The 24183-nt window shown below is 67.5% G+C and carries 24 protein-coding genes; 6 read left to right on the top strand and 18 right to left on the bottom strand.

What is annotated here, in order from left to right; translation table 11 throughout:
- Positions 1 to 155: 155 nt before the first annotated feature.
- The 6 genes from C6A86_RS05475 to C6A86_RS05450 are packed head-to-tail and all read right to left on the bottom strand — an operon-like array spanning position 156 to position 5594.
- Positions 156 to 566, bottom strand: coding sequence for a hypothetical protein (locus C6A86_RS05475; protein ID WP_105362417.1), 411 nt, complete (start codon positions 564 to 566; stop codon positions 156 to 158).
- Complete coding sequence (locus tag C6A86_RS05470; RefSeq protein ID WP_105362416.1) at positions 563 to 922, bottom strand: glycerol dehydratase reactivase beta/small subunit family protein; 360 nt, start codon at positions 920 to 922, stop codon at positions 563 to 565. Before C6A86_RS05470 ends, C6A86_RS05475 begins: the two co-directional genes overlap by 4 nt.
- Entirely contained in the window at positions 915 to 2786 is a 1872-nt protein-coding gene (locus tag C6A86_RS05465; RefSeq protein WP_105362415.1) for a diol dehydratase reactivase subunit alpha, read from the bottom strand. Before C6A86_RS05465 ends, C6A86_RS05470 begins: the two co-directional genes overlap by 8 nt.
- A gap of 49 nt (positions 2787 to 2835) precedes the next feature.
- On the bottom strand, positions 2836 to 3423 hold the full coding sequence (locus C6A86_RS05460) for a propanediol/glycerol family dehydratase medium subunit (RefSeq protein ID WP_304466004.1): 588 nt from the start codon (positions 3421 to 3423) through the stop codon (positions 2836 to 2838).
- 2 nt (positions 3424 to 3425) lie between these two features.
- Positions 3426 to 5153, bottom strand: a complete 1728-nt coding sequence (locus C6A86_RS05455; RefSeq protein WP_311101048.1) for a propanediol/glycerol family dehydratase large subunit — start codon at positions 5151 to 5153, stop codon at positions 3426 to 3428.
- 12 nt (positions 5154 to 5165) lie between these two features.
- A complete protein-coding gene (locus tag C6A86_RS05450) occupies positions 5166 to 5594 on the bottom strand; it encodes a diol dehydratase small subunit (RefSeq protein WP_264057275.1) in 429 nt (142 codons plus the stop codon).
- A gap of 358 nt (positions 5595 to 5952) precedes the next feature.
- Here C6A86_RS05450 and C6A86_RS05445 point away from each other — a divergent pair, with 358 nt between their 5' ends.
- The 5 genes from C6A86_RS05445 (at position 5953) to C6A86_RS05425 (ending at position 9874) form a co-directional block, all read left to right on the top strand.
- A complete protein-coding gene (locus C6A86_RS05445) occupies positions 5953 to 6648 on the top strand; it encodes a (2Fe-2S)-binding protein (RefSeq protein WP_158263298.1) in 696 nt (231 codons plus the stop codon).
- Between the two features lie 202 nt (positions 6649 to 6850).
- The gene (locus tag C6A86_RS05440) at positions 6851 to 7507 is read left to right on the top strand and encodes a response regulator transcription factor (RefSeq protein ID WP_105364764.1); all 657 of its coding nucleotides are present in this window, start codon (positions 6851 to 6853) and stop codon (positions 7505 to 7507) included.
- Positions 7504 to 8148: a 5,6-dimethylbenzimidazole synthase gene (bluB, locus tag C6A86_RS05435; protein WP_199196306.1), complete on the top strand. Its 645-nt coding sequence runs from the start codon at positions 7504 to 7506 to the stop codon at positions 8146 to 8148. Before C6A86_RS05440 ends, bluB begins: the two co-directional genes overlap by 4 nt.
- A 125-nt stretch (positions 8149 to 8273) precedes the next feature.
- Entirely contained in the window at positions 8274 to 9308 is a 1035-nt protein-coding gene (gene cobA, locus C6A86_RS05430; protein WP_233213125.1) for a uroporphyrinogen-III C-methyltransferase, read from the top strand.
- Positions 9308 to 9874: a histidine phosphatase family protein gene (locus C6A86_RS05425; protein WP_105364766.1), complete on the top strand. Its 567-nt coding sequence runs from the start codon at positions 9308 to 9310 to the stop codon at positions 9872 to 9874. Before cobA ends, C6A86_RS05425 begins: the two co-directional genes overlap by 1 nt.
- Before the next feature lie 93 nt (positions 9875 to 9967).
- Here C6A86_RS05425 and C6A86_RS05420 read toward each other — a convergent pair whose 3' ends face one another.
- Both C6A86_RS05420 and C6A86_RS05415 read right to left on the bottom strand, forming a co-directional pair.
- Positions 9968 to 10537, bottom strand: coding sequence for a cob(I)yrinic acid a,c-diamide adenosyltransferase (locus tag C6A86_RS05420; RefSeq protein ID WP_105364767.1), 570 nt, complete (start codon positions 10535 to 10537; stop codon positions 9968 to 9970).
- Positions 10538 to 10555: 18 nt separating this feature from the next.
- Positions 10556 to 11266 carry an MIP/aquaporin family protein gene (locus C6A86_RS05415; RefSeq protein ID WP_105364768.1) on the bottom strand — a complete coding sequence of 237 codons (711 nt, stop codon included), beginning with the start codon at positions 11264 to 11266 and terminating at the stop codon, positions 10556 to 10558.
- Between the two features lie 262 nt (positions 11267 to 11528).
- Between C6A86_RS05415 and C6A86_RS05410 the strand changes: the two genes are divergently transcribed.
- Positions 11529 to 11927 carry a heme-binding protein gene (locus C6A86_RS05410; RefSeq protein WP_105364769.1) on the top strand — a complete coding sequence of 133 codons (399 nt, stop codon included), beginning with the start codon at positions 11529 to 11531 and terminating at the stop codon, positions 11925 to 11927.
- An 18-nt stretch (positions 11928 to 11945) separates the two neighbouring features.
- Here C6A86_RS05410 and C6A86_RS05405 read toward each other — a convergent pair whose 3' ends face one another.
- The 10 genes from C6A86_RS05405 to eccCa all read right to left on the bottom strand — a co-directional run bounded on the left by C6A86_RS05405 (position 11946) and on the right by eccCa (position 24181).
- Entirely contained in the window at positions 11946 to 12674 is a 729-nt protein-coding gene (locus C6A86_RS05405; protein WP_105364770.1) for a 5'-methylthioadenosine/adenosylhomocysteine nucleosidase, read from the bottom strand.
- Between the two features lie 3 nt (positions 12675 to 12677).
- Positions 12678 to 14144 carry a glycerol kinase GlpK gene (gene glpK, locus C6A86_RS05400; RefSeq protein ID WP_233213128.1) on the bottom strand — a complete coding sequence of 489 codons (1467 nt, stop codon included), beginning with the start codon at positions 14142 to 14144 and terminating at the stop codon, positions 12678 to 12680.
- A gap of 90 nt (positions 14145 to 14234) precedes the next feature.
- Positions 14235 to 14633: a DUF779 domain-containing protein gene (locus tag C6A86_RS05395; RefSeq protein WP_105364772.1), complete on the bottom strand. Its 399-nt coding sequence runs from the start codon at positions 14631 to 14633 to the stop codon at positions 14235 to 14237.
- A 31-nt stretch (positions 14634 to 14664) separates the two neighbouring features.
- A complete protein-coding gene (gene adh, locus C6A86_RS05390) occupies positions 14665 to 16188 on the bottom strand; it encodes an aldehyde dehydrogenase (protein WP_105364773.1) in 1524 nt (507 codons plus the stop codon).
- An 86-nt stretch (positions 16189 to 16274) separates the two neighbouring features.
- Positions 16275 to 17198: an alpha/beta hydrolase gene (locus C6A86_RS05385; protein ID WP_105364774.1), complete on the bottom strand. Its 924-nt coding sequence runs from the start codon at positions 17196 to 17198 to the stop codon at positions 16275 to 16277.
- A 102-nt stretch (positions 17199 to 17300) separates the two neighbouring features.
- Entirely contained in the window at positions 17301 to 18551 is a 1251-nt protein-coding gene (locus C6A86_RS05380) for a GAF domain-containing protein (RefSeq protein ID WP_311101047.1), read from the bottom strand.
- A 210-nt stretch (positions 18552 to 18761) separates the two neighbouring features.
- Positions 18762 to 19058, bottom strand: coding sequence for a WXG100 family type VII secretion target (locus C6A86_RS05375; RefSeq protein WP_105364775.1), 297 nt, complete (start codon positions 19056 to 19058; stop codon positions 18762 to 18764).
- A 35-nt stretch (positions 19059 to 19093) separates the two neighbouring features.
- Complete coding sequence (locus C6A86_RS05370; RefSeq protein ID WP_105364776.1) at positions 19094 to 19402, bottom strand: WXG100 family type VII secretion target; 309 nt, start codon at positions 19400 to 19402, stop codon at positions 19094 to 19096.
- A 97-nt stretch (positions 19403 to 19499) separates the two neighbouring features.
- The gene (locus C6A86_RS05365; protein WP_105364777.1) at positions 19500 to 20615 is read right to left on the bottom strand and encodes a type VII secretion-associated protein; all 1116 of its coding nucleotides are present in this window, start codon (positions 20613 to 20615) and stop codon (positions 19500 to 19502) included.
- A complete protein-coding gene (gene eccCa / locus C6A86_RS05360) occupies positions 20612 to 24181 on the bottom strand; it encodes a type VII secretion protein EccCa (protein WP_105364778.1) in 3570 nt (1189 codons plus the stop codon). The genes C6A86_RS05365 and eccCa overlap by 4 nt, the downstream gene beginning before the upstream one ends.
- Positions 24182 to 24183 lie beyond the last annotated feature (2 nt).

Here is a 24183-nt window from a genome sequence, read left to right as displayed (position 1 = left end):
TGCTCACCGCGAGACAACCTAAAGGTCTGATTCCCAACCTTTGATACAGCAGTATCGTCCGTAAACGCGGCCGTGTCCACCCCAGAATGTCCATTTCCGCCCGGCGTGTGGCCGCGGTGAATCGCTTCTGGACGAATCCGATCAGATTCGCGGGATCAGCTCGCGCTGCGCAGATTCGACTCGGCGAGATCGAGCATGTCGCGCCAGAACCGCGACCGGTCCGAACGGATACCCGCTACTGCGGCCGCACGCCAGTGCTCGATATGGGGCCGGAAGGAACGATGCTCGTCGAGCAGATCCGCGGTGGCCGCGACCAGCTCGCCGTCGATGTGGTCGTCGACGCCCAGCGCGCGCCACACCCGCGACATCTTGCGCAGGTTTCGACGATGCTCGCGCAGCGCCGACAGCAGCCACCGCACCGAGGTCCGGGAGTCGTCATCGAGCCATTCGGCGTCGCAACAGCCGTTCAACAGGGCGCTCTGCGCCTTGACCGAATCGTCGATGGTGCGCAGCGAGTCCAGGATCTGCGCCCGCAGTTGCGGGTTGTCGACCGGGGCGACGGTCACCGGGGAGCCGACCGCAGCGGGATTCCGACGACGATGCGTGCGGCATTGTGACCCGCAACCCGAGCCACCGCAGCCGTCGCGGGGGCCTCGCTGAACAATCCGGCAACCGATTCCGGCAGCTTGGCATGCATGATGGCCACCCGGCCCGTGCGGTCGGCCCCGACACCGACCTCCAACGAGGACCTCTCCGCGGCGCGGCGCGCCAGGTCGACGGCAGACCGATCGCCGGTCGTCCGCTCCAGGACGTAGGGCACCCCCTCCTCCTCGATCCCGGCCAGCACCTCGACCTCGATGGCCGATTGCGCGGCGCTGATCACCAAGATGGCGGGCTTCTCAGGCTGACCACCCTCAAGCATCGACCGAGATCCTGTCCGGAGCCCCGTGGGTCGCGGCATACGCGGCGACCAGGCCCGAGGCGACCGCGTTTCGCGGCCCTTCGGTACCTCGCACGTTCCCTGTGCCACAGACGATTCCATAGGGAGCCACAGCATCCGCGATGAGGTCGGGAATCTCGAAATCCAGTGCACATCCCCCCAGCAGCACGACGAATCCGATCCGGCGCAGATCACCGTGCGGCGCGATACCGCGCAGCGCCCGCAGCGCGTTCACGACGAACACGCGCTCCTTGGCCGTGCGGCGCACCGCGCGGATCCGGTCCAGCGAATGCCGGGTCGGGATCGGATTCATCCCCGTTGCCGTCAGCGTCACCACGCGCGCAAACGCGTTGGGCGACAATGGCTTCTCGAAGAACTGAACGGTACCGTTCTCCAGCCTCACATGAAAGAAGCTCTCCGCCTTGCCGAGCGGGAACTGTTTGATTTCCTCGGCCAGTTCGAGGTTGTCCAGACCCAACTCGGCATCGATCAGTTTGGTCACCAGGTCTCCGGCACCGGCCAGATGCACCGCCTGGGTGGCGCCGTCGCTGTCGATCACCGCGGCGTCGGTGGAGCCGCCGCCCATGTCCAGCACGACGAGTGGCTTGTCGGTGCCCGGCGTGGTGAGCGCACCGAGCACCGCCATCTCGGCCTCCACCCCTCCCACCACCGCGGCGATCCGCCCGCAACCGGCGTCGGCGAGCGCGGCCGCCACCGCGTAGGCCACCGCCTGCATACCGCTCTCCTTGGTGCGCACCATGGCCGCCAGCGCGACGGCGTTCTCCAGGGCGACCTCGCCGGCCACACCACCGCGAACCTCCTGCGGCACCAGGGTGTCGATGGCCAGCAGGTCCTGGATGTGCACATCGGCCAACGCATGCTTGGACAGATCGGCCATGCTCTGGCGGACGTTGGAGATCATGCCGCCGGTGTTGGTCCCGGACTCCCCCAGCACATCGCGCAGTGGGCTGACCCTTTCCACCTCGGCCATGATCTCCGCTGCGCCACGCGAGACGTCGATGCTCCCGCGTTTGGCGGCACCGATGAACTCCAGGGACCCGGCCGGAATCGTCCGGTCCTCGACATCACCGGAGGGCGTGCGGATCACGACGGCCGAACGATTACCGGTCAACGCCCGCGCCACCGGGGAGACCACCCGGGTCTGATCGGGGTCGAGCTCGAAAATGGTCGCCAGGCCATAGGCATTGGACAAGGTACGAATCGACTGACCCGGTCCGGCCACCTCCACCGCCGCCAACATGCCCACCGGCACCGCGTCGACCCGCGACACCTCGTCGATGATCGGGATCGGACGGTTCAGCCGGTTGGCCACCAGCACCGCATCGTCGTTACCCAGAATCGCGGCGGTGACATCGACCCCGCGTTCCACCGCGGCGTTGAGGGTGCTCGCGGTGAGGTCGAAGTCGACACCCCGTGGTACCACCACGATCACGCGATCCCCGGGCTCCGTCTCGGGAAGGGCCCCGAAGTCGACGATGGTGCCGACGCCGAGCCCCCGGCCTCCCGGCGTGCGGGGATCGTGGCCGATCATGGTCGACTCGGTGATGATCGTCTCGGTGATGGTCTCCATCGCCAATCCACTGATCACCGGTGTTGCCTCGTTGAGCAGGATCACATCCAGGTCGGCCAGCCGGATCCCGGCGTCCTGGGCGGCGCGGGTCACCGCCGTGACCACACCGTCGACGTTCTTGACGGTGCCCTTGATCCCGGTCGTCCGGGTCAGGGCGACGCCGACGTAGCGCACCGACCCGTCCCGGTCGATGAGGGCGACGCTGGCCTCGGTCGTGGAGTTGCCGATATCGACCCCGACCACCGTCACACTCACCGATCGAACCCCTTTCCTTGTCCTGCTCGGAGATTGTCCGGCGCCAAGTTCAGACGGCGGCGGCAGAGAACCTGGCGACCACCTCGACGGGCTTGGCACCCTTGCGGATCTGTTCGGTCTCCTTGAGGTGCAACAGCGCCGCCTTGGCCTGCCACCGCGGCCGCGCCATCTGGTCATTCAGCGTCGGAACCGGCTCCGGGGACTCCCCTTTCGCGTACTGGGCGGCGTTGGCGCCGATATTGCGATAGGTCTCCAACGTCAGCAGCGGACACTGCGGAAACAGTTCCAGGCTCGACAGCCTCGGCAGGTCCCGCTGGTGGATCATCGAGGTGCCACGGGACAGGATCCCGATTCCGATACCCGACCCCGACAGCTTGGCCGCGGTGTGCGCCAACACCGCCAGGTCGGCACTGTGGGTGACTCGGATACAGCGAGCAGCGACCTCCTGCTCCTCGATGCCCGCCAAGATCTGACGCACCACCTCCGCGTGCGGGATGTCCACGATGGTCTGGCTGAAGAAGTCGGCGAAGGCCGGTGAGATGGCCAGCACCACCTCATCGCTGCGCGTGCCGCGCTGCGCCGGACCGATCTCCTCGAAGGTCAGCGTGCGCGGCGCGTCGTTCAATGTGGGCGACATGGTCATTCCACCTCCTGTTCCGGGTTCGATGCGCTGGTGACGTGGCGCAGCCGTTTCATCTCTTCCCAGCGCGCGCCCGACGGCCGGTAACCGGTGTTGGGCCCGTTGTAGTCATTGGCATCGTTGACCGCCGACAACGGCTCCAGATCACGGGTCATGATCGCCGATGTCTGCAAGAGGTCGCCCGAAACACGTTGCCGCAGAACGGTCAACAGGTTGGACGCGACATCGGAGAATCCGGTGGCCTCCAGCGCCTTGACCAGGTCGAGTCCGGTCACATTGCGGTCCATCACCTGCTGGGCGCCCTTGAGATCCTCCAGTACATCCCGCGGGATGCACTCCCGGCTCCCGTTGGCATAGACGGCCGCATCGATCTCGGCATCGCTGATGGGTGGCAGGTCGAGGTGCGCGAAGACTGCCTGCAGGGCCTTGGCCGCCCGGGTTCGTACCGCCAGGATCTCGGACTCCTTGACATGGCGCAGGCCGCCGTCGATCTGCAGATCCCGCTGGATCGTGTTGAAGTCGTCGAAATCGTCGCTGTCCACGTTGGACCCGGCGAACATGTTGTCGTAGTTGGGAACCGCGGAGTAGCCCGAACAGACGAAGTCGGTACCGGGCATCATCTGTGGCATCAACCGCGCGGTGCGCCGCATGGCCGAGTGGGAGAAGGACTGGTCGTTGCCGGAGGCACACTCCAGGTCCACCGCCGAAGCGATCAGGTTCTCCGCCGCCACCGCACGGATGCCTGCCGGCACCGCACCGGGTACACCGATGCACGAGATCGAGCCGTTCTGCAGGCCCTGCACACCGGCACCCTTGGCGATCAATATGCAACGAATCTCCAAGTACAGCATCGACTTACCTTGCGCATTGCCCATCTGCACCTCTGATCCGGTGCCCGAGGTGAAGCGCATCTTGATTCCGCGCGACGCGTAGGCAGACGCCAGGAACGCCTTGGAGTACGGGGTGTCGTCACCGTCGACGAACACCGGTTCGGTGCCGTACACCGAGATGGTCTCGGCGTAGCCGGTGATCCCGCGCATACCCAGATCGAGCTCGGTGGCCTCCTCCAGTGCGCACTGGGTCAGCGGTCCGCCGGTACCGACCTGGCTGCCGATCTGCTGGGCCATCGCCACCAACGGTGCGTAACGCACCACGCCCAATGTGGTCTCGACTTCCGCGAATCCACGGATCGATGCCTCGGCTGCCTCACAGACCACCTGCACCGGGTTGTCCCGTGCACTCGTGCAGTGTGCCTGGTTGGCCGGGGTGCGCCGGGCCCGCATCTTCTGCATCGCCATCATGATCTCGACGATGTTCATCGTCTTGGCCACCTCGAGCAGCTTGGCCGCGGTCAGCCCCTTGGTGACCGCAATGACCTGGGCCCGAGTCACCTTGGGATCCACCATCATTGTCGCGATCTCGGCGGCATCGATGGCCATCGATGCCACGGTGGTATCCACATCGATCGCCTTGTCCGCGATGAACTGGTCGATGAAGTCGAAGTCGGCGCGGGCGATACCGTCCATCTCTACGATGACACCGTTCTCGACGCGGACGCTCGGCGCCGGGTCGTATGCGCTGTCCATCGCGACCATGCCGACTTCCGGCCACTCCTCGACGAAACCGTCGAGGTTGACCGGACGATCCTCCAGCAACATCGTGCGATGTGAATGGCGGACACCGTCCTTGCCCATCGCAGGATTCTGCGGAACTGCCGATGCTGTCACTGGTCCGATCTCCTATTCGCCGGCCGCGAGCACATCGCGGCGTTCATAGACATCAGCCGCTTCCCGCACCAATTGCGCGAGATGTTCGGCCCGGTATTGAGTCGACAATTCGTCGGCGATGGCGTCCAATTCTGCTTTGGTGGACGCGTTGGGGCGCAGTGCGTTGTAGATCTCCAGGACACGTTCATCCGAGATCACGGTCATCTCCGCGGCGCGACGAAGGTTGGCCCCGATCTGGGTCCGGCCGGACTTCTCGGCGATCTGGGCCTGCAACCTGAGCGCCTCAGGGGTGATGCGCAGATCGGCCGCCTCCACGTCCCCGGCCATCACCGCATCCATGGTGATGGCGTCGATCGACTTTCCGGTCGGAGTGAACAGCAGGTCCCTGCGATGCACGCTCAGCGGGTAGTCCACCGCCGGGTCGAGATTCGGTTCCGTCATGCACTGCTCCAGAGATTCGGGGCGGGCACAGCCCGCCCGGGATGTCATCCGCGTGACGGGGCGCCGTCACGTGTTCACATTGTGGCGGTCGTCACGTTGCACCGAGGTTGCACGCTCCGCGGCGGCGTCACAGCACGTCGGCGCCGCCGAACGCGGTCACACACGCCCGCCGTGCACCACCTCAACCCCTCGGAACTGGCCGTTGATCGCCGATTCGGCTGCCGGTCGGGCAGGTTCACGGACGTCGATGTGGTCACCCGCAGCATCCGGTGCACCTAGCCGTCTGGCCAGTTTTCGGCCTGCCCCGCCGGAAAGGCAGGTAGTCCCGGCCGTGCCCGGTGACTACCGTCAGACGGTGATGAGCACCGCCACCGATGTCCTGGAGGAGCTGTCCCGCATGGGCGGCTACTTCGCGCTGCCCCCGGTTGCACCCGGTGCGATGCGGTACCCCCACCTGGCGACCCCGGAGGTGGTGACCCGGTTCGTCGAAGCCACCCGAACGGCCATCGCCACATCGGTACGGGTCCCCGTCGACACCGTCGAGGCCCGGGTGGCCGCGTCGTCGTTCCAACTCGGGGTGGCCGCCCGACTGCTGTCGCCGATGATCGCGGGAGCGCTGTGCCGTCAGGCGATCCCGGTGCTCACTCCGGACAAGGTGTTCTTCAGCGCCCAGAATCACGCGCCGGTGTTCTCCGTGGGAGATATCGGAATTCGGGCTGTGCGCGATACCGAATCCGCGGCACGCGGAATTGCGGCGTCATTACCGACATTGTTCGACCCGCTGAACCTGACCCTGCGGGGCGTTGCGGCGTTGTCCCCGCTGGTCAGCACCGGCAACTTGGCATCTGCAGCAAACGGCGCGGTGACCGTCCTGGCGCTGACGCACCCCGAGCACGAGCGCGCCGGGCGCGCACTGGTCGCGGCGCTGCTGGCCGACACGCCACTGACCGATGCGGGCCGGCTGGACCGCGACAACTTCACCAGGCACAGTTGCTGCCTCTTCTACAAAGTGCCCGGCGCGGGGCTCTGTGGCGACTGCGTGATCTCCCGGTAGCGCCGGTCACACCACCCCGCCCGGTGACTGGTCGGTCATATTGCAACCTCGGTGCAACGGTGCCGGAGCTACCATTCGCCCGCCATATGGCAGGACGGAGTCAACCATGAGTTTGTCACCAACCGGATACGCCCAGACGCCAACCTTCAGGCCTCGCCCCGAGATTGCCCGGATACCCCAAATTGACTACCAGCAGCCATTTTTGGGATATCCGTCCAGTCTCCGCACCACGATCGTCGCCAACGACGAACTTCTCCGCCACGGACTCGTGCACGTGGTCTCGCATATCGAGAGAATCCGGTTCGTCGGCGACCTGCGCTACGGCGAAGGGCTCGCCGAGCGCGTCCGGGAGCTGCGCCCGGAACTACTCGTGCTCGGAATGGACCGCACGTTGGTGTTGTCGGATTTGCTGGCGGAACTGGACGTCACGCCGCGGGTGGTCGTCGTGATGGACAGCCAAGACGAGGGGGCCAACACGTTGGACCTGCTGCGCGCCGGCGCCGACGCCCTGGTGGATCGGCGTTCGACGGCCACCGAATTGCGCACGACGTTCAATCGCGTCATCAACGGCCAATCCGCGCTCGACAGTCACAGCGTCAACGCCGTGATCGCCGAACTGCGATGTCCCCGTAAGGATTTTCGCGACGATCTCGTTGCGGTGCTCACCGCCCGCGAACGCGAGGTCCTCGACCTGCTCATCGAGGGCCTCGACAACCGGACGATCGCCGCCCAGTTGTTCGTCTCGGAAGCCACCGTCAAGTTTCACCTGCAGAACATCATGAAGAAGCTCGGAGTGCACAAACGCGCGGCGCTGATCTCGGTCGCGCTGCGCGGCCAGAGCCGGCAGATGCACCCGTGACGACGGTGCCCGCGACCGCACTGTATGACGTGATCCGCCGTCGGCGCGATGTCCGCGCGGAGTTCACCGGAGCGGCCGTCGACGACGCGGTGCTGACCCGGATACTGCAGGCCGCCCATACCGCGCCCAGCGTCGGAATGAGCCAGCCGTGGGACTTCGTGATCATCGAGAACCCACTGACCAAGGCGGCGTTCCACGCCCATGTGCTGGGTGAGCGGCAACGCTTCCACGACAGCCTGCCGCCCGAGCGAGCCGGGACGTTCGACCGGATCAAGATCGAGGGGATCCGCGAGTCCACCGTCAGCATCGTGGTCACCTACGATGACGCGCGCGGCGGGACCGCGGTGCTCGGCAGACATGCCAGCCCGGATGCCGGTCTGTACTCGGTGTGCCTGGCGATCGAGAACCTCTGGCTGGCCGCCACTGCCGAAGGACTCGGCGTCGGATGGGTGTCCTTCTTTCGCGAGGAGTACCTGCGTGGGCTCCTCGGCATCCCGGATCCCGTCCGGCCGATCGCGTGGCTGTGCCTCGGACCGGTGACCGCCCTACAGCAGATCCCCGACCTGGAACGGCATGGTTGGCAAGACCGCCGACCGCTGTCGAAGGTCGTCCACCGCGAGCTCTACGGAAGCAGGTCATGACCGCAGACCACGGAAAGCACCGAACGCACTCTCCCCCAAAGCCTGTCGATCTGCCACCGGCCGTTTCCGTCGATCTGGCAGTGCGCGGTCAGCGGGTCACCATTGCCGGTGCGACACCGCGAGCGATGGCCACCGCAGCGGCCATGCTCGATGCCGGTGCGATCGTGACGGTCATCAGCGAGCAACCCACCGCCTACCTGTGCGACCTGGCGGCCCGCGGGTTGGCCACCGTCGCCCACCGCGGAATTCAGTCCGGGGACTTCGACTCGGTCACCTTGGTTTTCGCTCTCACAGGTGACCACACGCAGAATCGCAGGATCGCCGAGGAAGCCCAGCGGCGCGCGGTGCTGTGTTCGGTGGACCCCGATCCGCCGAGTCCGAAGAATGGTCACCGCGCCGGTGGACGCGTCATCTTGGTCGGCGGCGGGCCCGGTGACCCGCGCCTGCTCACCATCGCCGGCCGCGACGCGATCGTGGGCGCAGATGTCGTCGTCACCGACCGTCTCGCCCCCGTCGGAGTGCTGCGCCGGCTGGCACCGTACGCCGACATCATCGATGTCTCCAAGATTCCCGGCGGCCGCCGCACCGAGCAGAGCGAGATCAACTGCGCCTTGATCTCTCGCGCCCAGGCCGGGCAGGTCGTGGTGCGGCTCAAGGGCGGTGACGGATTCGTGTTCGGCCGCGGCGGCGAGGAGCTGGACTGCTGCGTGCGGGCCGGTGTGCCCGTGGAGGTGATCCCCGGCGTCAGCTCCGCGATAGCGGCTCCGGCATCCGCGCTGATCCCGGTCACCCATCGGGGTCTCACCCAGGGATTCACCGTGGTGTCTGGCCACGTCCCACCCGGGCATCCGGAATGCACCATCGACTACGCGGCGCTGGCGCGCGCCAACACCACGCTGGTGTTGATGATGGCGGTCGCCAACCTCGCGGCCATCACCCGGACGCTCGTCGACGCCGGACTGCATCCGGACACCCCGGCCGCCGTCGTTGCGGACGGCAGCCTGTCCAGCCAACTCGAAATCCGCGGCACGGTAAGCACTATCGCCGGCCTGGCGCGAGACGCCGGTATCGGACCGCCGGCCACGACGGTGATCGGCGCGGTCGCGGGCTTCGTGCCCGGCACCTCCACACTCCGGCAGGCGCAACGATCGAGCGTCTGATGCGACTGCTCGGTTCGGCACGCACACCCGGGCGCCGGATCTGGGTGATCCGCCATGGCGAGTCCACCTGGAACGCAAGGGGCCTCATGCAGCGACAGATCGCTCACCCGCCGTTGACGGCAAAAGGTATCGAGCAGGCCTACGCCGCCGGCTTTTCCTTGCGGCACCGCGACATCGGCCAGATCGTGACCTCGGATGCGGTGCGGACCCGCCAGACCGCCGCGGCAATGGCCACCGTCCTGGAGGTACCGGTCATCGTCGACCCCCGGTTGCGCGAGCGCGACTGGCTCGCCACCCCCGGGCCCGCCCCGATCGGCTCCCGCACACCGCAAAGGCTCGAGGATCCCAGGCCGCGGGTGGCCGAGGCGCTCACCGCACTGGCCGGCCTCGGGGCTGACTCAGCCGTGGTGACGCACGGCGATATCGTGTGCGCGCTGCTGGATATGTTGGCCGCCCGTACCGCCGAGACCGCGCACTGGGGCGACGGCATGTCGGTTCCCAACGGCGCGGTGGTGCCGATGCCGATGGCGCACCTGCGGGGCGCTGGTGGAGGCTCTCAGCCCTGAACCGCGGCGACGACGCTCACCGGGACGCCCACCCAGTCCGCCGCCGCCCTCAGAGTGATCATGCGATATGGCTGCTGCCAAAGGATTTCGCTGTCAACCACGATCGCCGCCGGGACGCCACAGCACATCCCCTCCCGGATTCTCGACCCTGGCCAGAATGAAGAGCAGATCCGAGAGCCTGTTCAGATAGCGCAACGCGCACTCGTTGACCGGAGCGGACCCGGCCAGAATCCACCCGCTACGCTCGGCGCGCCGAGCCACCGTGCGGGCCTGATGCAGGTACGCCGACGCCGTGCTGCCTCCCGGCAGGATGAAGCTGGCGAGCTTGGGCAGGTCCGCATTGAATTCGTCGCACCACGATTCCAGGCGACTCACCTGCTCGTCGGTGACCCGCAGCGGAGGGTACTCCGGGTCGTCGACGATGGGGGTGCACAGATCCGCACCCACATCGAACAGATCGTTCTGGATGTGTTGCAGTACTGTGCGCGTGCGCTCGCTTGCGCCGCCGCAGGCGATGGCGACCCCGATGACGGCGTTCGTCTCGTCACAGTCGGCGTAGGCGCCGACACGCGCATCGGCCTTGGGCACTCGTGACATGTCGCCGAGCGCGGTGGTGCCGGCATCACCGGTTCTGGTGTAGATGCGTGTCAAATGCACTGCCATTGTCTGCAATCCACCCGTCTAGATGAGTGCGAGCGCCAAGCCGGCGGCGGCAGCGGAGCCGAGAAGCGGTCCGACGATCGGCACCCAGGCGTAACCCCACCCGGCGTCGGCTTTGCCCTTGATCGGCAGGATCGCGTAGGCCAGCCGGGGGCCCAGGTCGCGGGCCGGGTTGATCGCATAGCCGGTCGGGCCACCGAGACCGAATCCGATCGCCATGATCACGAAGGTCACCGCCCCGTACCCCAGGCCGCTGTTGATGTCCGGGTTGGTCATGATCCAGAAGATCAGCACGAACGTCGCGATGACCTCGGTGACGAGGTTCCACGGGATCCCACGGATGGCCGGGGAAGTGCAGAAGATGCCGCGGGTCCCGCTGTTGTCGTCGTTGTTGTCGTACTGGAGTTTGAAGGCGGCCCAACCGAGTACCGCGCCGATGAATCCACCGGACAGCTGCGCGGCCCAGTAGACCGGCACCGTCGACCATGCGATGTCACCCGACATGGCGACCGCGAGGGTGACCGCGGGATTGATGTGCGCACCGGAGGGGCTGGCAATGCTGGCCGCGGTGAACACCGCGAAGCCCCAGCCGAGCACGATGACCACCCAATCACCGCCACCACCGTGCGAGAACGAGTTCTTCAGCACGACGGCCGCGACCGCCCCGTTTCCGATGAGGCAGAGAATCGCCGTCCCGATGAACTCCCAGACGAAGATGTCGATGTTCGACACTGGCCGCGATCCTCCTGACGTGTGCACTGCACCGATACTGACAACTGAAGTCTGCGGCGCCGGCGGCCGATCTTGTGATCACTATTGCTGCGTCCCAACCGCTTTACTGTCCATTGGGCTGTGCTTTTGGCTAGGGTCCGGCGGCCACCCCGACGAATCGCCGCGACGCACGGCTTCGAGGCATTAACATCGCGCCTGCACTCGGGGCCACTGCAGACGTGGCCGAAGCACACGCCGCTGCATCCAGCCGAAAGGGTCCTCCATGACATCGCTCCCCCTGACCAAGGCGCAGGCCATCGTCGATGCCGCGATCGTCAAGGCCGGTGAGATCGGCCAGCCGATGAACATCGCCGTGGTCGACGACGGCGGGCATCTGGTGGCGTTCGCCCGAATGGACGGGGCGATCAAGGCCAGCATCGATATCTCGACACGCAAGGCGCGGACGTCGATCCTGATGAACGCACCCACGAGCGCATTGATGGGGCTGGTCCAGCCCGGCGCCGAACTCTATGGCCTAGAACAACTCTCCGGAGGGTTGGTCATCTTCGGCGGCGGACTGCTGCTGGAGCAGGACGGCGTGGTGGTCGGCGCCATCGGGGTCAGTGCAGGCAGCGTCGAGCAGGATATCGCGGTGGCCGAGGCGGGCGTCGCGGCGCTGTAGCCGGCACCCGCCCGGCTTTCATCGATGCAGCTGGGGCAACAACCGGCGCACCACCGCGGCCGACGATCCGGCGACCTGCTCGGCGAAGGCGGCGAAGTCCTGCAGTGCGTCGCTTCCGGCCAGATCGGACAGCGCCCGCACGATCAACCACGGCACCGAGAAACGCTCGCACACCTGCGCGACCGCACCACCTTCCATCTCGATGGCACGACCGCCGTGTTCGCGGTAGAGACGCTGCCTGGTCACCTCGCAGTGCAGGTACTGGTCCCCGGTGAGCACCAACCCGTACACCAGCCGTGCGGCCCCCGGTAATGCGAATCCGGAGAAGGTCAACCGCACGCGCTCCATCAACACCGGGTCCACCGAGTACCCGAGTTCTGCGGTGGGATTGATCGACTCGACATGGCCGGCCTGATACACCGACAGCCTCTCACCGGCGATCGTGCCCGCGTCGATCTGCACCACCCGGTCGGCGATCACGATGTCACCGATCGCCAGTCCCGGATCCAAGCCGCCCGCGACGCCGGAGAACAACACCGACGAGCAGCCGAAGCGGTCCACCAACAACGAGGTGACCAGCGCGGCGTTCACCTTTCCCATACCTGCTCCGACAAGCACCACCGGTACATCGTCGATCAGCCCGCAGGCGAACTCGGTGCCGGCGATCTGGACCCGGCGCTCGACGTCGAGCTGATCGAGAAGATGCGTCAGCTCTTGGGGTATCGCGCAGATGACACCGATCGGCACGTGTCAGGAAACGTCCACCCAGTCCAGCGTGCGCTGGACGGCCTTCTGCCAGCCGGCATAACCGGAGCTGCGCTGTTCCTCCGACCATTGCGGGCTCCAGCGCTGACCTTCCTGCCAGTTGGCACGCAGGTCGTCCGGGTTCGCCCAGAAGCCGACGGCCAGCCCGGCCGCATACGCCGCACCCAGCGCCGTGGTCTCGGCGACGACCGGCTTCACCACGTCCACGCCGATCACATCGGCCTGGATCTGCATACACAGGCTGTTCGCCGTGATACCGCCGTCGACCTTCAGAACCTCAAGGTGCACACCGGAATCGGCCTCCATCGCGTCCACCACGTCACGGCTCTGGTAGCAGATCGCCTCCAGCGTCGCCCGCGCCACGTGGGCATTGGTGTTGAAACGGCTCAACCCGACGATCGCGCCACGGGCATCCGAACGCCAGTACGGCGCGAACAGCCCGGAGAATGCGGGCACGAAGTAGACCCCGCCGTTGTCCTCGACCTGCTTGGCCAGCGACTCGCTCTGCGCGGCACCACTGATGATGCCCAGCTGATCTCGCAACCACTGCACCGCCGAGCCCGTCACCGCGATGGAACCCTCCAGCGCATACACCGGTTTCGCGTCCCCGAACTGGTAACACACCGTCGTCAACAGGCCGTTGGTGGACCGGACGATCTTCTCACCGGTGTTCAGCAGCAGGAAATTACCTGTGCCGTAAGTGTTCTTGGCTTCGCCCGCCTTCAGACACACCTGGCCCACCATCGCGGCCTGCTGATCACCCAGAATCCCCGTCACCGGGACCTCGCCGCCCATGGGGCCGGCGCTCAGCGTCACCCCGTAAGGCTCCGGTGAGGACGACGGCCGGATCTCCGGCAGCATCTGGCGCGGAATTCCGAAGAACGACAACAACTCATCGTCCCAGTCCAGGGTTTCCAGATTCATCAGCATGGTGCGGCTGGCATTGGTGACATCGGTGACGTGCACCCCGCCGCGTGTCCCGCCGGTCAGATTCCACACCACCCAGCTGTCGCTGTTGCCGAAGATCGCGTCACCGCTCTCCGCGGCTTCGCGCACCCCGGCGACGTTCTCCAGGATCCACTGGATCTTTCCGCCGGAGAAGTAGGTGGCGGGCGGCAGGCCGGCCTTGCGCCGGATCACATCACCGCGCCCGTCCCGGTCCAGCGCCGTGGCGATCCGGTCGGTGCGGGTGTCCTGCCAGACGATTGCGTTGTAGTACGGACGCCCGGTCTTGCGGTTCCACACCAGGGTGGTCTCACGCTGATTGGTGATTCCCAGCGCGGCAAGGTCTTCGGGCTGCAGGTTGGTGTTGTTCAGCACGGAGGTCAGCACCGAGGCGGTGCGTTCCCAGATCTCCACCGGGTTGTGCTCCACCCAGCCGGGCTGCGGCATGATCTGTTCGTGTTCGAGCTGGTGACGGCCCACTTCGGCACCGGCATGATCGAAGATCATGGCTCGGGTGCTGGTGGTGCCCTGGTCGATGGCTGCGACGAAATCGGGCAACGCTGCTCCTGACGTCGAAAGGGTGGTAGCGGGTGGGTTCTACGGTAGCTGGGCGGACCGCATCGATGTGGCATGCGCCGGGACCACCCGGGCCAGCGATACGAAACGCAAACCTTCTGATTCCTCGAGGCTGAAACCGGTACCGCGGCCGGGTTCCACATCGATCACCAATTGACTGTGCTCCCACACCGGCACCTGTGGGCCAGAGACCCACACCGGAACGCCGTATGGCTGGCGATCCGACACGACGTCGAGCATGCCGAGCAGGACATCGCTGTCCTCGATCGAGAATTCGCCGACGGGGTGACACATGAGCGTGGCGCTCACACCGAAGCCGCCGGACTGGCGAAACATCAACGCGCCGTTCCGGTTCTGAAGATGTACCACCAGCCCTGCAGCAGCCCGGGTGATCAACACCCGGGCTGCCGGGGAGTCCATCAGAGTCGCCCGCTCTTGGCGCACGCGCTCATCAGAAGAATCCCTGCGCGTTGTCGCTGTAGCTGACGAGCAGGTTCTTGGTCTGCTGGTAGTGATCCAGCATCATCTTGTGGTTCTCGCGTCCGATCCCGGACTGCTTGTACCCACCGAACGCGGCGTGCGCCGGATACTGGTGGTAGCAGTTCGTCCACACCCGGCCGGCCTTGATGTCACGCCCGGCGCGGTAGGCGGTGTTGCCGTTGCGCGACCACACCCCGGCACCCAGGCCGTACAGGGTGTCGTTGGCGATGCTGATGGCCTCGTCGTAGTCGGAGAACGAGGTCACCGCGACCACCGGACCGAAGATCTCCTCCTGGAACACCCGCATCTTGTTGTGGCCGGTGAAGATCGTCGGTGCGACGTAGAAGCCGCCGTTCAGATCGCCGCCGAGCTCTGCACGCTCACCGCCGGTGACCACCTGGGCGCCCTCGTTCTTGCCGATCTCGATGTAGGACAGGATCTTCTCCAACTGATCGTTGGAGGCCTGCGCGCCGATCATCGTCTCGGTGTCCAGCGGGTCGCCCTGGCGGACGGCCTTGGTGCGGATCGCGGCCATCGCCAGGAACTCGTCGTAGATATCGGCCTGCACCAGGCTGCGCGACGGGCAGGTGCACACCTCGCCCTGGTTGAGGGCGAACATGGTGAAGCCCTCGAGCGCCTTGTCCTGGTAGGCGTCGTTGGCGGCCAGCACATCGTTGAAGAAGATGTTCGGGCTCTTGCCACCGAGTTCCAGGGTCACCGGGATCAGGTTCTGCGAGGCGTACTGCATGATCAGCCGGCCGGTGGTGGTCTCACCGGTGAAGGCGATCTTGGCGATCCGGTTGCTGGAGGCCAGCGGCTTGCCGGCCTCGACGCCGAAGCCGTTGACCACGTTGAGCACGCCCGCGGGCAGCAGGTCGCCGATCAGCGACACCAGGTACAGGATCGAGGCCGGGGTCTGCTCGGCCGGTTTGAGCACCACCGCATTGCCCGCGGCCAGCGCCGGTGCCAGCTTCCACACCGCCATCAGGATCGGGAAGTTCCACGGGATGATCTGACCGACGACCCCGAGCGGCTCGTGGAAGTGGTAGGCGACGGTGTCCTCGTCGACCTCCGAGAGCGAACCCTCCTGCGCACGAATGCATCCGGCGAAGTACCGGAAGTGGTCGACGGCCAGCGGGATGTCGGCGTTCAGCGTTTCGCGGATCGGCTTGCCGTTGTCCCAGGACTCGGCGAGCGCAATGGACTCGAGGTTCTCCTCGATGCGGTCGGCGATCTTGTTCAGGATCAGCGCACGCTCGGCGGCCGAGGTCTTGCCCCAGGCCGGTGCGGCGGCGTGCGCGGCGTCCAGCGCCAGCTCGATATCGGACTCGTCGGATCGGGCGATCTCACAGAACACCTGCCCGGTGATCGGGGTGGGGTTCTCGAAGTAGCGACCGGCGGTCGGTGCGACCCACTGCCCGCCGATGAAGTTGTCATATCGCGCGTCGAACGACATCAGGGCGCCGTCGGCGCCCGGACGTGCATAAACAGTCATGGCTTCTCCTGCGTTGTGACACCGAGGTGTGTCGGTCGTCACTCAACTTAGGCGCGCAGGGGTTGCATCACGGTTGCAACGCGCACTTACGTCACCACGGCCTGCAGCACCTGCCCGCCGACGGCCTCCAGCCGGGTCAGGCCCGGCTCCTCGATCGGATAGTGCCCGCAGTTCTCCAGCAGTTCCACGCGCGTCGGGCCGGCGATCCGCTCGAGAAACCGCACGCTGAGTTCCGGGGGCGTCCAGGTGTCGGCCGCGGGCGCCACGAGGGTGACCGGTGCGCCGCGATAGCGCTCCGGCGGGGTGTGTTCGTAGTTCAGCCAGCTCGACAGGAAACCCAGCGGCACACTGACCCCGCCACCGCGCGGGTCGGAAGCGCACAGCCTCGACAGGCCCGGATCTCGGCTCATCGCCGACATGTCAGCGAGCAGGCGGATGGGCACGCGCACCGAGCCGAGCACCGACCCGGCGGCCCGCAGGATCGGCCCCGTGAGCGCACCCGCGATCTTGATCCGGGATACCGCCGCCAGCGCGGCCGGATCGGTCAGATCGAGCAGGCAGGTCGCCAGCACCGCATCGGCGGCACCGGTGCGATGCGCCGCCTCGTAGGCCATCATCCCGCCCATGCTCGCGCCGAACAGGATGATCGGCCGGTCGTCGCGGGCCCGTTCGGCGGCGATGATGTCGCACAGCAGGTCGATCCAATCGGCGTAGCGCACCCGGCCCGGGTCGGGTTCGTCCGTGTACCCGTACAGCGGCATATCCGGCGCCAGGATCTCCACGCCGATGCCGTCCCGGTTGCCGGCGACCAGACCGGCCAGTGGCCACAGGGCCCCGGAGTACCCGCCGCCGCCGTGCACCAGGATCCCGCGGGCTTTCGCCGTGTTCGGGTCACCGCCGCGCGCGATGTGCACCCGGCGCCCGCGCCAGTCCATCCAGGTCTGCCGTGGCGCGGCGATGCGGCCTCGACGGTCGGCGGGCAGGAACGCGGCATAGCGATCGATGTCCATGTATCGATCGTCGGCTGCCGCGGGGCGGCTGACAACTCGCTTACGACGGCACCGTCGACGCAGGTCAGTGGCACAAAGGCGGGTACTGCTCAGCTTTTGCGATCAGCCGAGTTCGGAATCGAGGCCGGCCAGGTGACCGCGGGCCCCGGCACGAGCGACCGGATCGGTTTCGGCGTGGTCGTGCAGCAGCGTCCACCCGCGCCGGTCATCGCGGCCGTCGGGCAGTTCCAGCCAGCGCCGCAGCAGGCCGAGATCCGCGCCGGCCAGGACCGCACCGCGCAGACTGGTCATCAGTTCGGTACGCAGCCGCCCGATCGCCGGGGACACCGACTGCGGGAGCAGCGCACCGGAGTACGCCGTGAGCGCGGCCGAGACGTCACCGGCCGCCAATGCATCGAGCACGTCGCCCATATCGCTGGTCACCGGACCGAGCAACCGGTACGGCCGCGACGCGATGTAGCTGTTCCCGATCACCCGGCGCAATCGGGACATCTCGGCGCGGATGGTCACCACGTCGAGGTCCTTGTCATCGAGCAGCATCGCCAGATGGTCGGCGCTCAGTCCCTCCGGGTGACGGATCAGCAGCACCAGGATGTCGGCATGCCTGCCGGTCAGCGTGGCGGAACCGGAGCCGGCCTGCCATTTCGGCCGGTCGGCACCGAGCACGGACAGCCGGGGAGCGGCGCTCGCCACAGGCTCCGGGCGGCTGGGCGCGGGGGTGGTCAGGCGCAGCAGCGCGAGCTGATTCTCCACCGCGACGGCGGTGGCCCGCACCAGCGCCAGGGTCTCCGGCGCGGCGACACGGGGTCCGCCGGTGAGGTCGATGGCGCCCAGCAGCGCCCCGGTGCTCGGGTCGTGCACGGGTACCGCGGTGCAGTTCCAGGGATGCACGATGCGGGAGTAATGCTCGGATCCGCGGATCTGCACCTCCCGGTCCAGAGCGAGGGCGGTGCCGGGCGCGTTCGTCCCCGCGATGTTCTCGCTCCAGTCGGTGCCGGGTACGAAGTTCATCGCCTCGGCCTTGCGGATGGCCAGCCGGTCGCCCTCGACCCAGAGCAGGGTGCCGTCGGCGGCGGTGATGGCGACGACGACGCCCGCATCCACGGCGTCTTCGACGAGCAGGCGACGGATGAGCGGCAGCGTCGGCGCCAGCGGATGGGTCTTGCGCAGTTCGTCGAGCGCGTTCACGGCCTCCGCCGTGCGGCCCATGCTGTCGGGGTCGACGCCGGTGGCCAGACTGCGCTGCCAACTCTCGGCGACGACCCTGCGCAGCGGCACCGAATCGAGATAGGACGCGTCGACCTCACCGGCGACGAAGAGGTCATGGACGGCGCGCACCTGCGCCGGCGGCACGCGGCCGCCGGTTGTCCTCAGATCGCCACCAAGCTCACACTCCCCGCGCACAGCCGAAGAGCCGACACCAGCGCATCACACCAGGATAGTTGACGGTTGACAGTCTGAATCGAATTCGACCTCCTGGGGGCGCTACGCCTTGACTGTGCGGTCCCGCCGGTCTCTCCCCCCGAAGCGGGACCGCACAGCGTCATGGGTGCCCGACGCCGGTCAGCGACCCCAGGCGCTGGCGGCGCGGCGGTCGGTCGCCGAGACATCGTCGGCCCCGTCGCGTACCGCGTTGCCCAGCCGGAACAGGATGTCGTTGAGGGCGGCAGCCGACTGGTTCCAGCGCAGCTGTTCGGTGCGGTAGGCCTCGGCGGCCTCGGCGGTCCAGGTCTGCTGCAGCGGCGCGATCTGTGCCCGCAACTCCTCCAGCGCCGCATTGAACCGGGCCGAGGTGCTGTGGATCTCCTGGCGCACCGTGTACTCGATCTCGTCGAAGTTGTACGTCAACATCATGTCCATGTGCCTGTCTCCTGGTGTCCGCAGCTCGTGTGTCTCTACAGCTGATTGCTGACGGCGCCGATACGGTGCGAGTGGCCGTCGGCGGCCTCGCGCAGCGTGCGTTCGTTGAGCAGAATGGTCTCCGCGATGCGCTCCAACGCGTGGTGCAGCGCCATCGACTCGGCATTCCAACGGTCCACGACCTCCCGGAAGCGGACAGCCGCCGCGCCACCCCACACCGACGCCGGCACACTGCACATGCGTCCGATGAAGGTGCCGAGCATCGCCCGGATCTCCTGATTGCGGGCATCGATCTGACCGGAGACCGAGTGCATCAGCTCCAGGTCGGTGTTGAGTGCGGGCATGGTGGTCCTCCCCCGGTGAATGACTTCCCTTGCGGAAATGCTGTTGTGAATAGGACGCAGCGGCGCCCGATTCGGTTCCGTGTGCTTCGAATTCATTTCACGGTGTCGCGTGTGCCGACCGGATGGCCTCATCGCAGTACTGCCGGATCTCGGCCCCGGAGGATGGCTGTTGGCATCCGATCGCGATCCGCACGTGTCCGTCGAGAAAGACCGCCCAGGCGATCTTCCGGTCCGTGCGCGTCTCGACATAGCTGAGCACGGCACGCCCACCCTGGTGGTCGTCGGCGCGCAATCCGGTGAACACCCCCGGCGGCTGCAGTGCCAGCGCAGCCTCCAGGACCTCGGCGGTGCGAGCCGTATCCGGCACGGCCACCGATTGCGTGAGCAGGATGGCGGCGGCTTCCTCGGTCGGCGAAAATGCTTGTACGCGTCGCGAACCCGCGCCGTCGGTGATCCGGCGGACCACCCATCCGGCAGGGATCTTCACCGTGACGCGGCCCTCGGTGAGCAGCGTCATGGGCCGCTCGGCGGGCTCGCCCGTCCGGGGCAGACCGACCAGCATCCCGACGGCCAGCAGCAGGCCCACCGACACCGCCCACCCCGACATGCGCCGGCGCGGCTCCGGCCCGCACAGTGGGCGTTCCCCGAACACGGCGACCACCGCGGCGTCGTCGACGATCTGCACATCGTGGCCGTGCAGCATCTCGGCGAGGGCGGCCGCGATTTCCGCCGCGCCGGCCACGCCCACCGGCGCGTCGATCACCACCGGTCCTGCTCCTAGGACGCCGTGCGCGACGGTTTCGGCGACCCGGGCCGTCGCACCCAGGCGTGGTGTCACCGCGATGGGCAGGGCCGGGCCACGGCAGATCACGAACTCCGGTGCGATCTCGACGACACTCGCGGCCGGTGATCGCAGCGTGTCGTGCCGGCGCAGGATGACCGGCTCCTCGCAGTGCTCACCCGCGGCGCGCCGGATGCGATTCACCCGGGCCTCGCTCCACCAGCCGGGACACACGAGCAGCAGTCCGTCGGCCGGTTCTCCGGCTGCCGCGGCGATGACCCGCGCCCACAGCTCGTCGAGGGCGACCGGCCGTTCACCGACGAGCACATGCTCGTCGTCGATGGCATCGATTGCCGCAGAGATGATTTCAGTCGGCACCGGGTTCGGACCGCTGACCGTGCCCGGTCCGATGACCAGTACCGTGGCGCTCACGGTTCGGGGGTCCACGCGATCTGCACCCGCTCGTCGGCGTGCCCCCTGCGAGTGAGCAGGGCCCGCCCCGGGGGCAGCGGTGTGGGCCGCGCGAGGCCGAGCAGGGCGCCCTCGTCCGCGCCCGCGCTCATCAGCAGCCCGGCGCAGCCGAGCTCACGCATGGTCGCGGGCACCGGGTTGAACATCGCCCGCGCCGCACCGCCGGCGCGGCGCGCGATGACCACGTGCAGTCCGATGTCACGGGCGTGCGGGAGGAACTCCAGCAGCGGTGCCAGTGGGTCCGTTCCGGCGCCCGAGATCAACTCGTAGTCGTCGACGATCACATACATTTCCGGACCCGACCACCACGACCGGTCGCGCAGTTGCTGCGGGGTGGCCGAGGCGCCGGGCAGCCGCCCACGCAGCTCATCGGTCAGCCCGGCGAGGTGTGTCTGCAGCATCCCGGTGGACATCAGGTAACCGGCCAGGTACCCGGTGTCCACCACACCGAGCTGTGTCCTGCGCACATCGACGAGATGGATCTGCACCTGTAGCGGCGTGCAGGTACGGGTCAGTTGGGTGCACACCGTCCGCAGCGCCGCGGTCTTACCGCAACCGCTGTCGCCCAGCACGATCAGATGAGCGGTCTCGGCGAAATCGACGGCCATGGGTCTCAATTCGGATTCTCCGATGCCGATGGTGACGTTCGTCGGACCCGCGTTGCGGGCGGGCACCGATTGGCGCTCCACCAGGGCGGGCAACAGCCGGACCGGGACCGCCGAGCGGCCGGCGTAACGCATGCGCAGCTCCTGCGCGATGGCCTCGATGGTGTCCGGTCGAGACTGCGCGATGACGCAGACCCGGCCCTCTCGGGTGAGTCCGGTACCCGGCGGACTGTCGATGAGATGGCGGGCAGCCTTGCGGTCCATCTCGGATTCCGCGGGCTCACCCAGGCGCAATTCGATCCGGGTGCCGAGTTGGTCCTTGAGCGCGGGCCGCAGCTCTGCCCAGCGGGAGGCCGTGACGACGACGTGGATTCCGTGGGCGAGACCCTGGGCGGCCATGGCGGTGATGGCCTCCACCAGGGCGTCGTCGCTCTCTCGGAGTGCACCCCACCCGTCCACCACCAGGAACACCTCGCCGTAACCATCGGGGGCCGCGGCACGACCGGCGTCCGCCCGGCGTCGGATCAGCGCCTGCAGCTGTGCCACGGTCCGCCGCACCAACTCGCCGTCGCCAGGCCCTGCGATGACGCCGGTGTGCGGAAGGTGCTGTAGCGCAGCCAATGTGCCGCCACCGAAGTCCAGGCAGTAGAACTGGACATCGGCGGGGCTGTGCGTGGCAGCCAGCGCCAGCAGCAGCGTGCACAACGAGGTGGACTTACCGGATCGCGTCGCACCCACCACCGCGACGTGCCCTCCGGCCCCGTTCAGATCTGCGGTGAGCAGGTCGCGACGCTGCGCGAAGGCGTTGTCCACCAGACCGATCGGCGCGGTCAGGCGGATGCCGTGGTGCCGGGTGAGCAGTTCTTCCACAGTCGGACACGCGGGCAGCGCGGGCAGCCACAGCGTGTGCGCCGGACTGCCCCGGCCGGCCAGCCGGTGCAGCGCGGTCTCCAGCACCGTTGCGCCGGCGTCGAGGGGCACCGCAGCCTGGCCGGCAGCGTCATCGGACGCTGCGGTGAACCGGCGTGGACGCAGGTTTGGTGCGGCCCGGGAATCATCCCGGCCGGACACATACGCCGTCCGCAACCGCACCAACCGGCCGTCGGTGGTCTTCAGATAGGCCGCACCCGGCGCGGCCGGCAGCTCGTAGGCGTCGGGCACTCCGAGAACCGCCCGGGATTCGCCGGCCGAGAACGTCTTCAGGCACACTCGGTAGGACAGGTGGGTCTCCAGGCCGCGCAGTCTGCCCTCATCGAGGCGCTGGCTGGCCAGCAACAGGTGCATCCCCAGTGACCTACCCAGCCGACCGATCGCCACGAACAGCTCGGCGAGCTCGGGGCGCTGGCTGAGCAACTCGGAGAACTCGTCGATGACGATGAACAGGGCGGGTAGCGCGGGCAGATCGGAGCGGGACGACCGCGCCCTGCGATACTCGGCGATGTTGGCGAGATTGCCTGCCGATCGCAGCACCTGCTGCCGGCGATTCATCTCACCGGAGAGCGCATCGTGCATCCTGCTGACCAGGTATGCCTCGTCGTCCAGATTGGTGATGACCGCCGACACGTGGACGAGCTTCTCGAAGCCGAGAAACGTCGCGCCGCCCTTGAAATCGATGAGGGCGAGATTGAGATCGTCGGGCGAATGCGCAGCCACCAAACCGAGGATCAGGGTGCGCAGGAACTCGGACTTTCCCGATCCGGTGGCCCCGACGCACAGCCCGTGCGGGCCCATCCCACCCTCGGCGGCCTCCTTGATGTCCAGGAGCACCGGTTCGCCCCGAGTATCCACGCCGTCACCGATACCGATGGGCACCCGCAGCCGGTCCGGATTTGCACGGGGACGCCACAGCACGGCCGGATCGAGATCCGCCGCGGCAGCGACGCCGATCAGATTCGTCCATGTCGTCCGGGCCGCTCGGGCATCCGGTCCGGTGCGCCACCGGGCCAGCCGGCGCGCACACATTTCCGCCTGAGCGGGCGACAGACCGTCCACGTGGTCGAGGCCGGCGAGTTCGATGACGGTGTCACCGCCTCCGTTGAGATCGAGCACCGTGACATCGGGGCCGGTCTGGGTCGGCATGCCCTCGTCCAGGATCGCCACGGCGCGGGTAGGCCCGCCCGCGCCCGCGCGCACCCGATGGTGTGGCAGCCATTTCAGCCAGTCCCACTGCGGACCAACGGGTCCCGTCACGCAAACATCCTCCGGGCTGTGCAATACCGCAAGTTGGCAGACGATGGCACGCACCAGGGCTCGCGCTGCGGCCGGCTCACCGTCGAAACCGATGTGTCCGGTGACGTCGAGCGTGACGGGCAGGTCCGGCACCACGGATCGGCCGGCGAGGAGTTCCTCCAGCGCGGCCGTGGTCACCGGGTCCGGTTCGGCAACCGGGTCGGCCGGGCCGGCGATCAGCGGCGTCACCAGCGGTCCGGCGCCCAGACCGACCCGGATCCGGCAGAAGTCCGGGTCAGCGGGCCTGCGCTCCCACATTCGCCGGCCGCCGGCCAGCGTCCACAGCACCGTGGGGTCGGGATGTCTCCAATGCGCCGAAACATGCTGTCGGCGTGCGGTTTCGCGGGTCACCGCCGCCACAGTGTCCAGGTAACGCAGGTAGTCCCGCCGACCGGCGTTCAATTCGGCTGTCCGCCCGCGCGCGGTGTGCGCCAGTGTGCCGAGCACCGAAAGCACCATCATGACCGGGAAGATCAGGTACATCGGGTTGCGCGGAGCCGCCCCACCCGGCCCGCTCGATGCGTTCAGGTACAGCACCACCATGCCGCCGACCGCGACGAGCATCAGCACCGGCAACAGGCGCGCCAACGGACTCGCGGGCTCCGCGGCGGGTACCTCCGGTGGTCGCCGCAGCGGCACCTCCGTGTCCGGCACGGGCGGAGCGGGCAGACGCTTCTCCCTCAGGAACTCCATTC

Source organism: Mycobacterium sp. ITM-2016-00316 (genome assembly GCF_002968335.2).
Classification (GTDB): Bacteria; Actinomycetota; Actinomycetes; order Mycobacteriales; family Mycobacteriaceae; genus Mycobacterium.
This window is presented reverse-complemented; position numbering and strand designations above follow the sequence as displayed.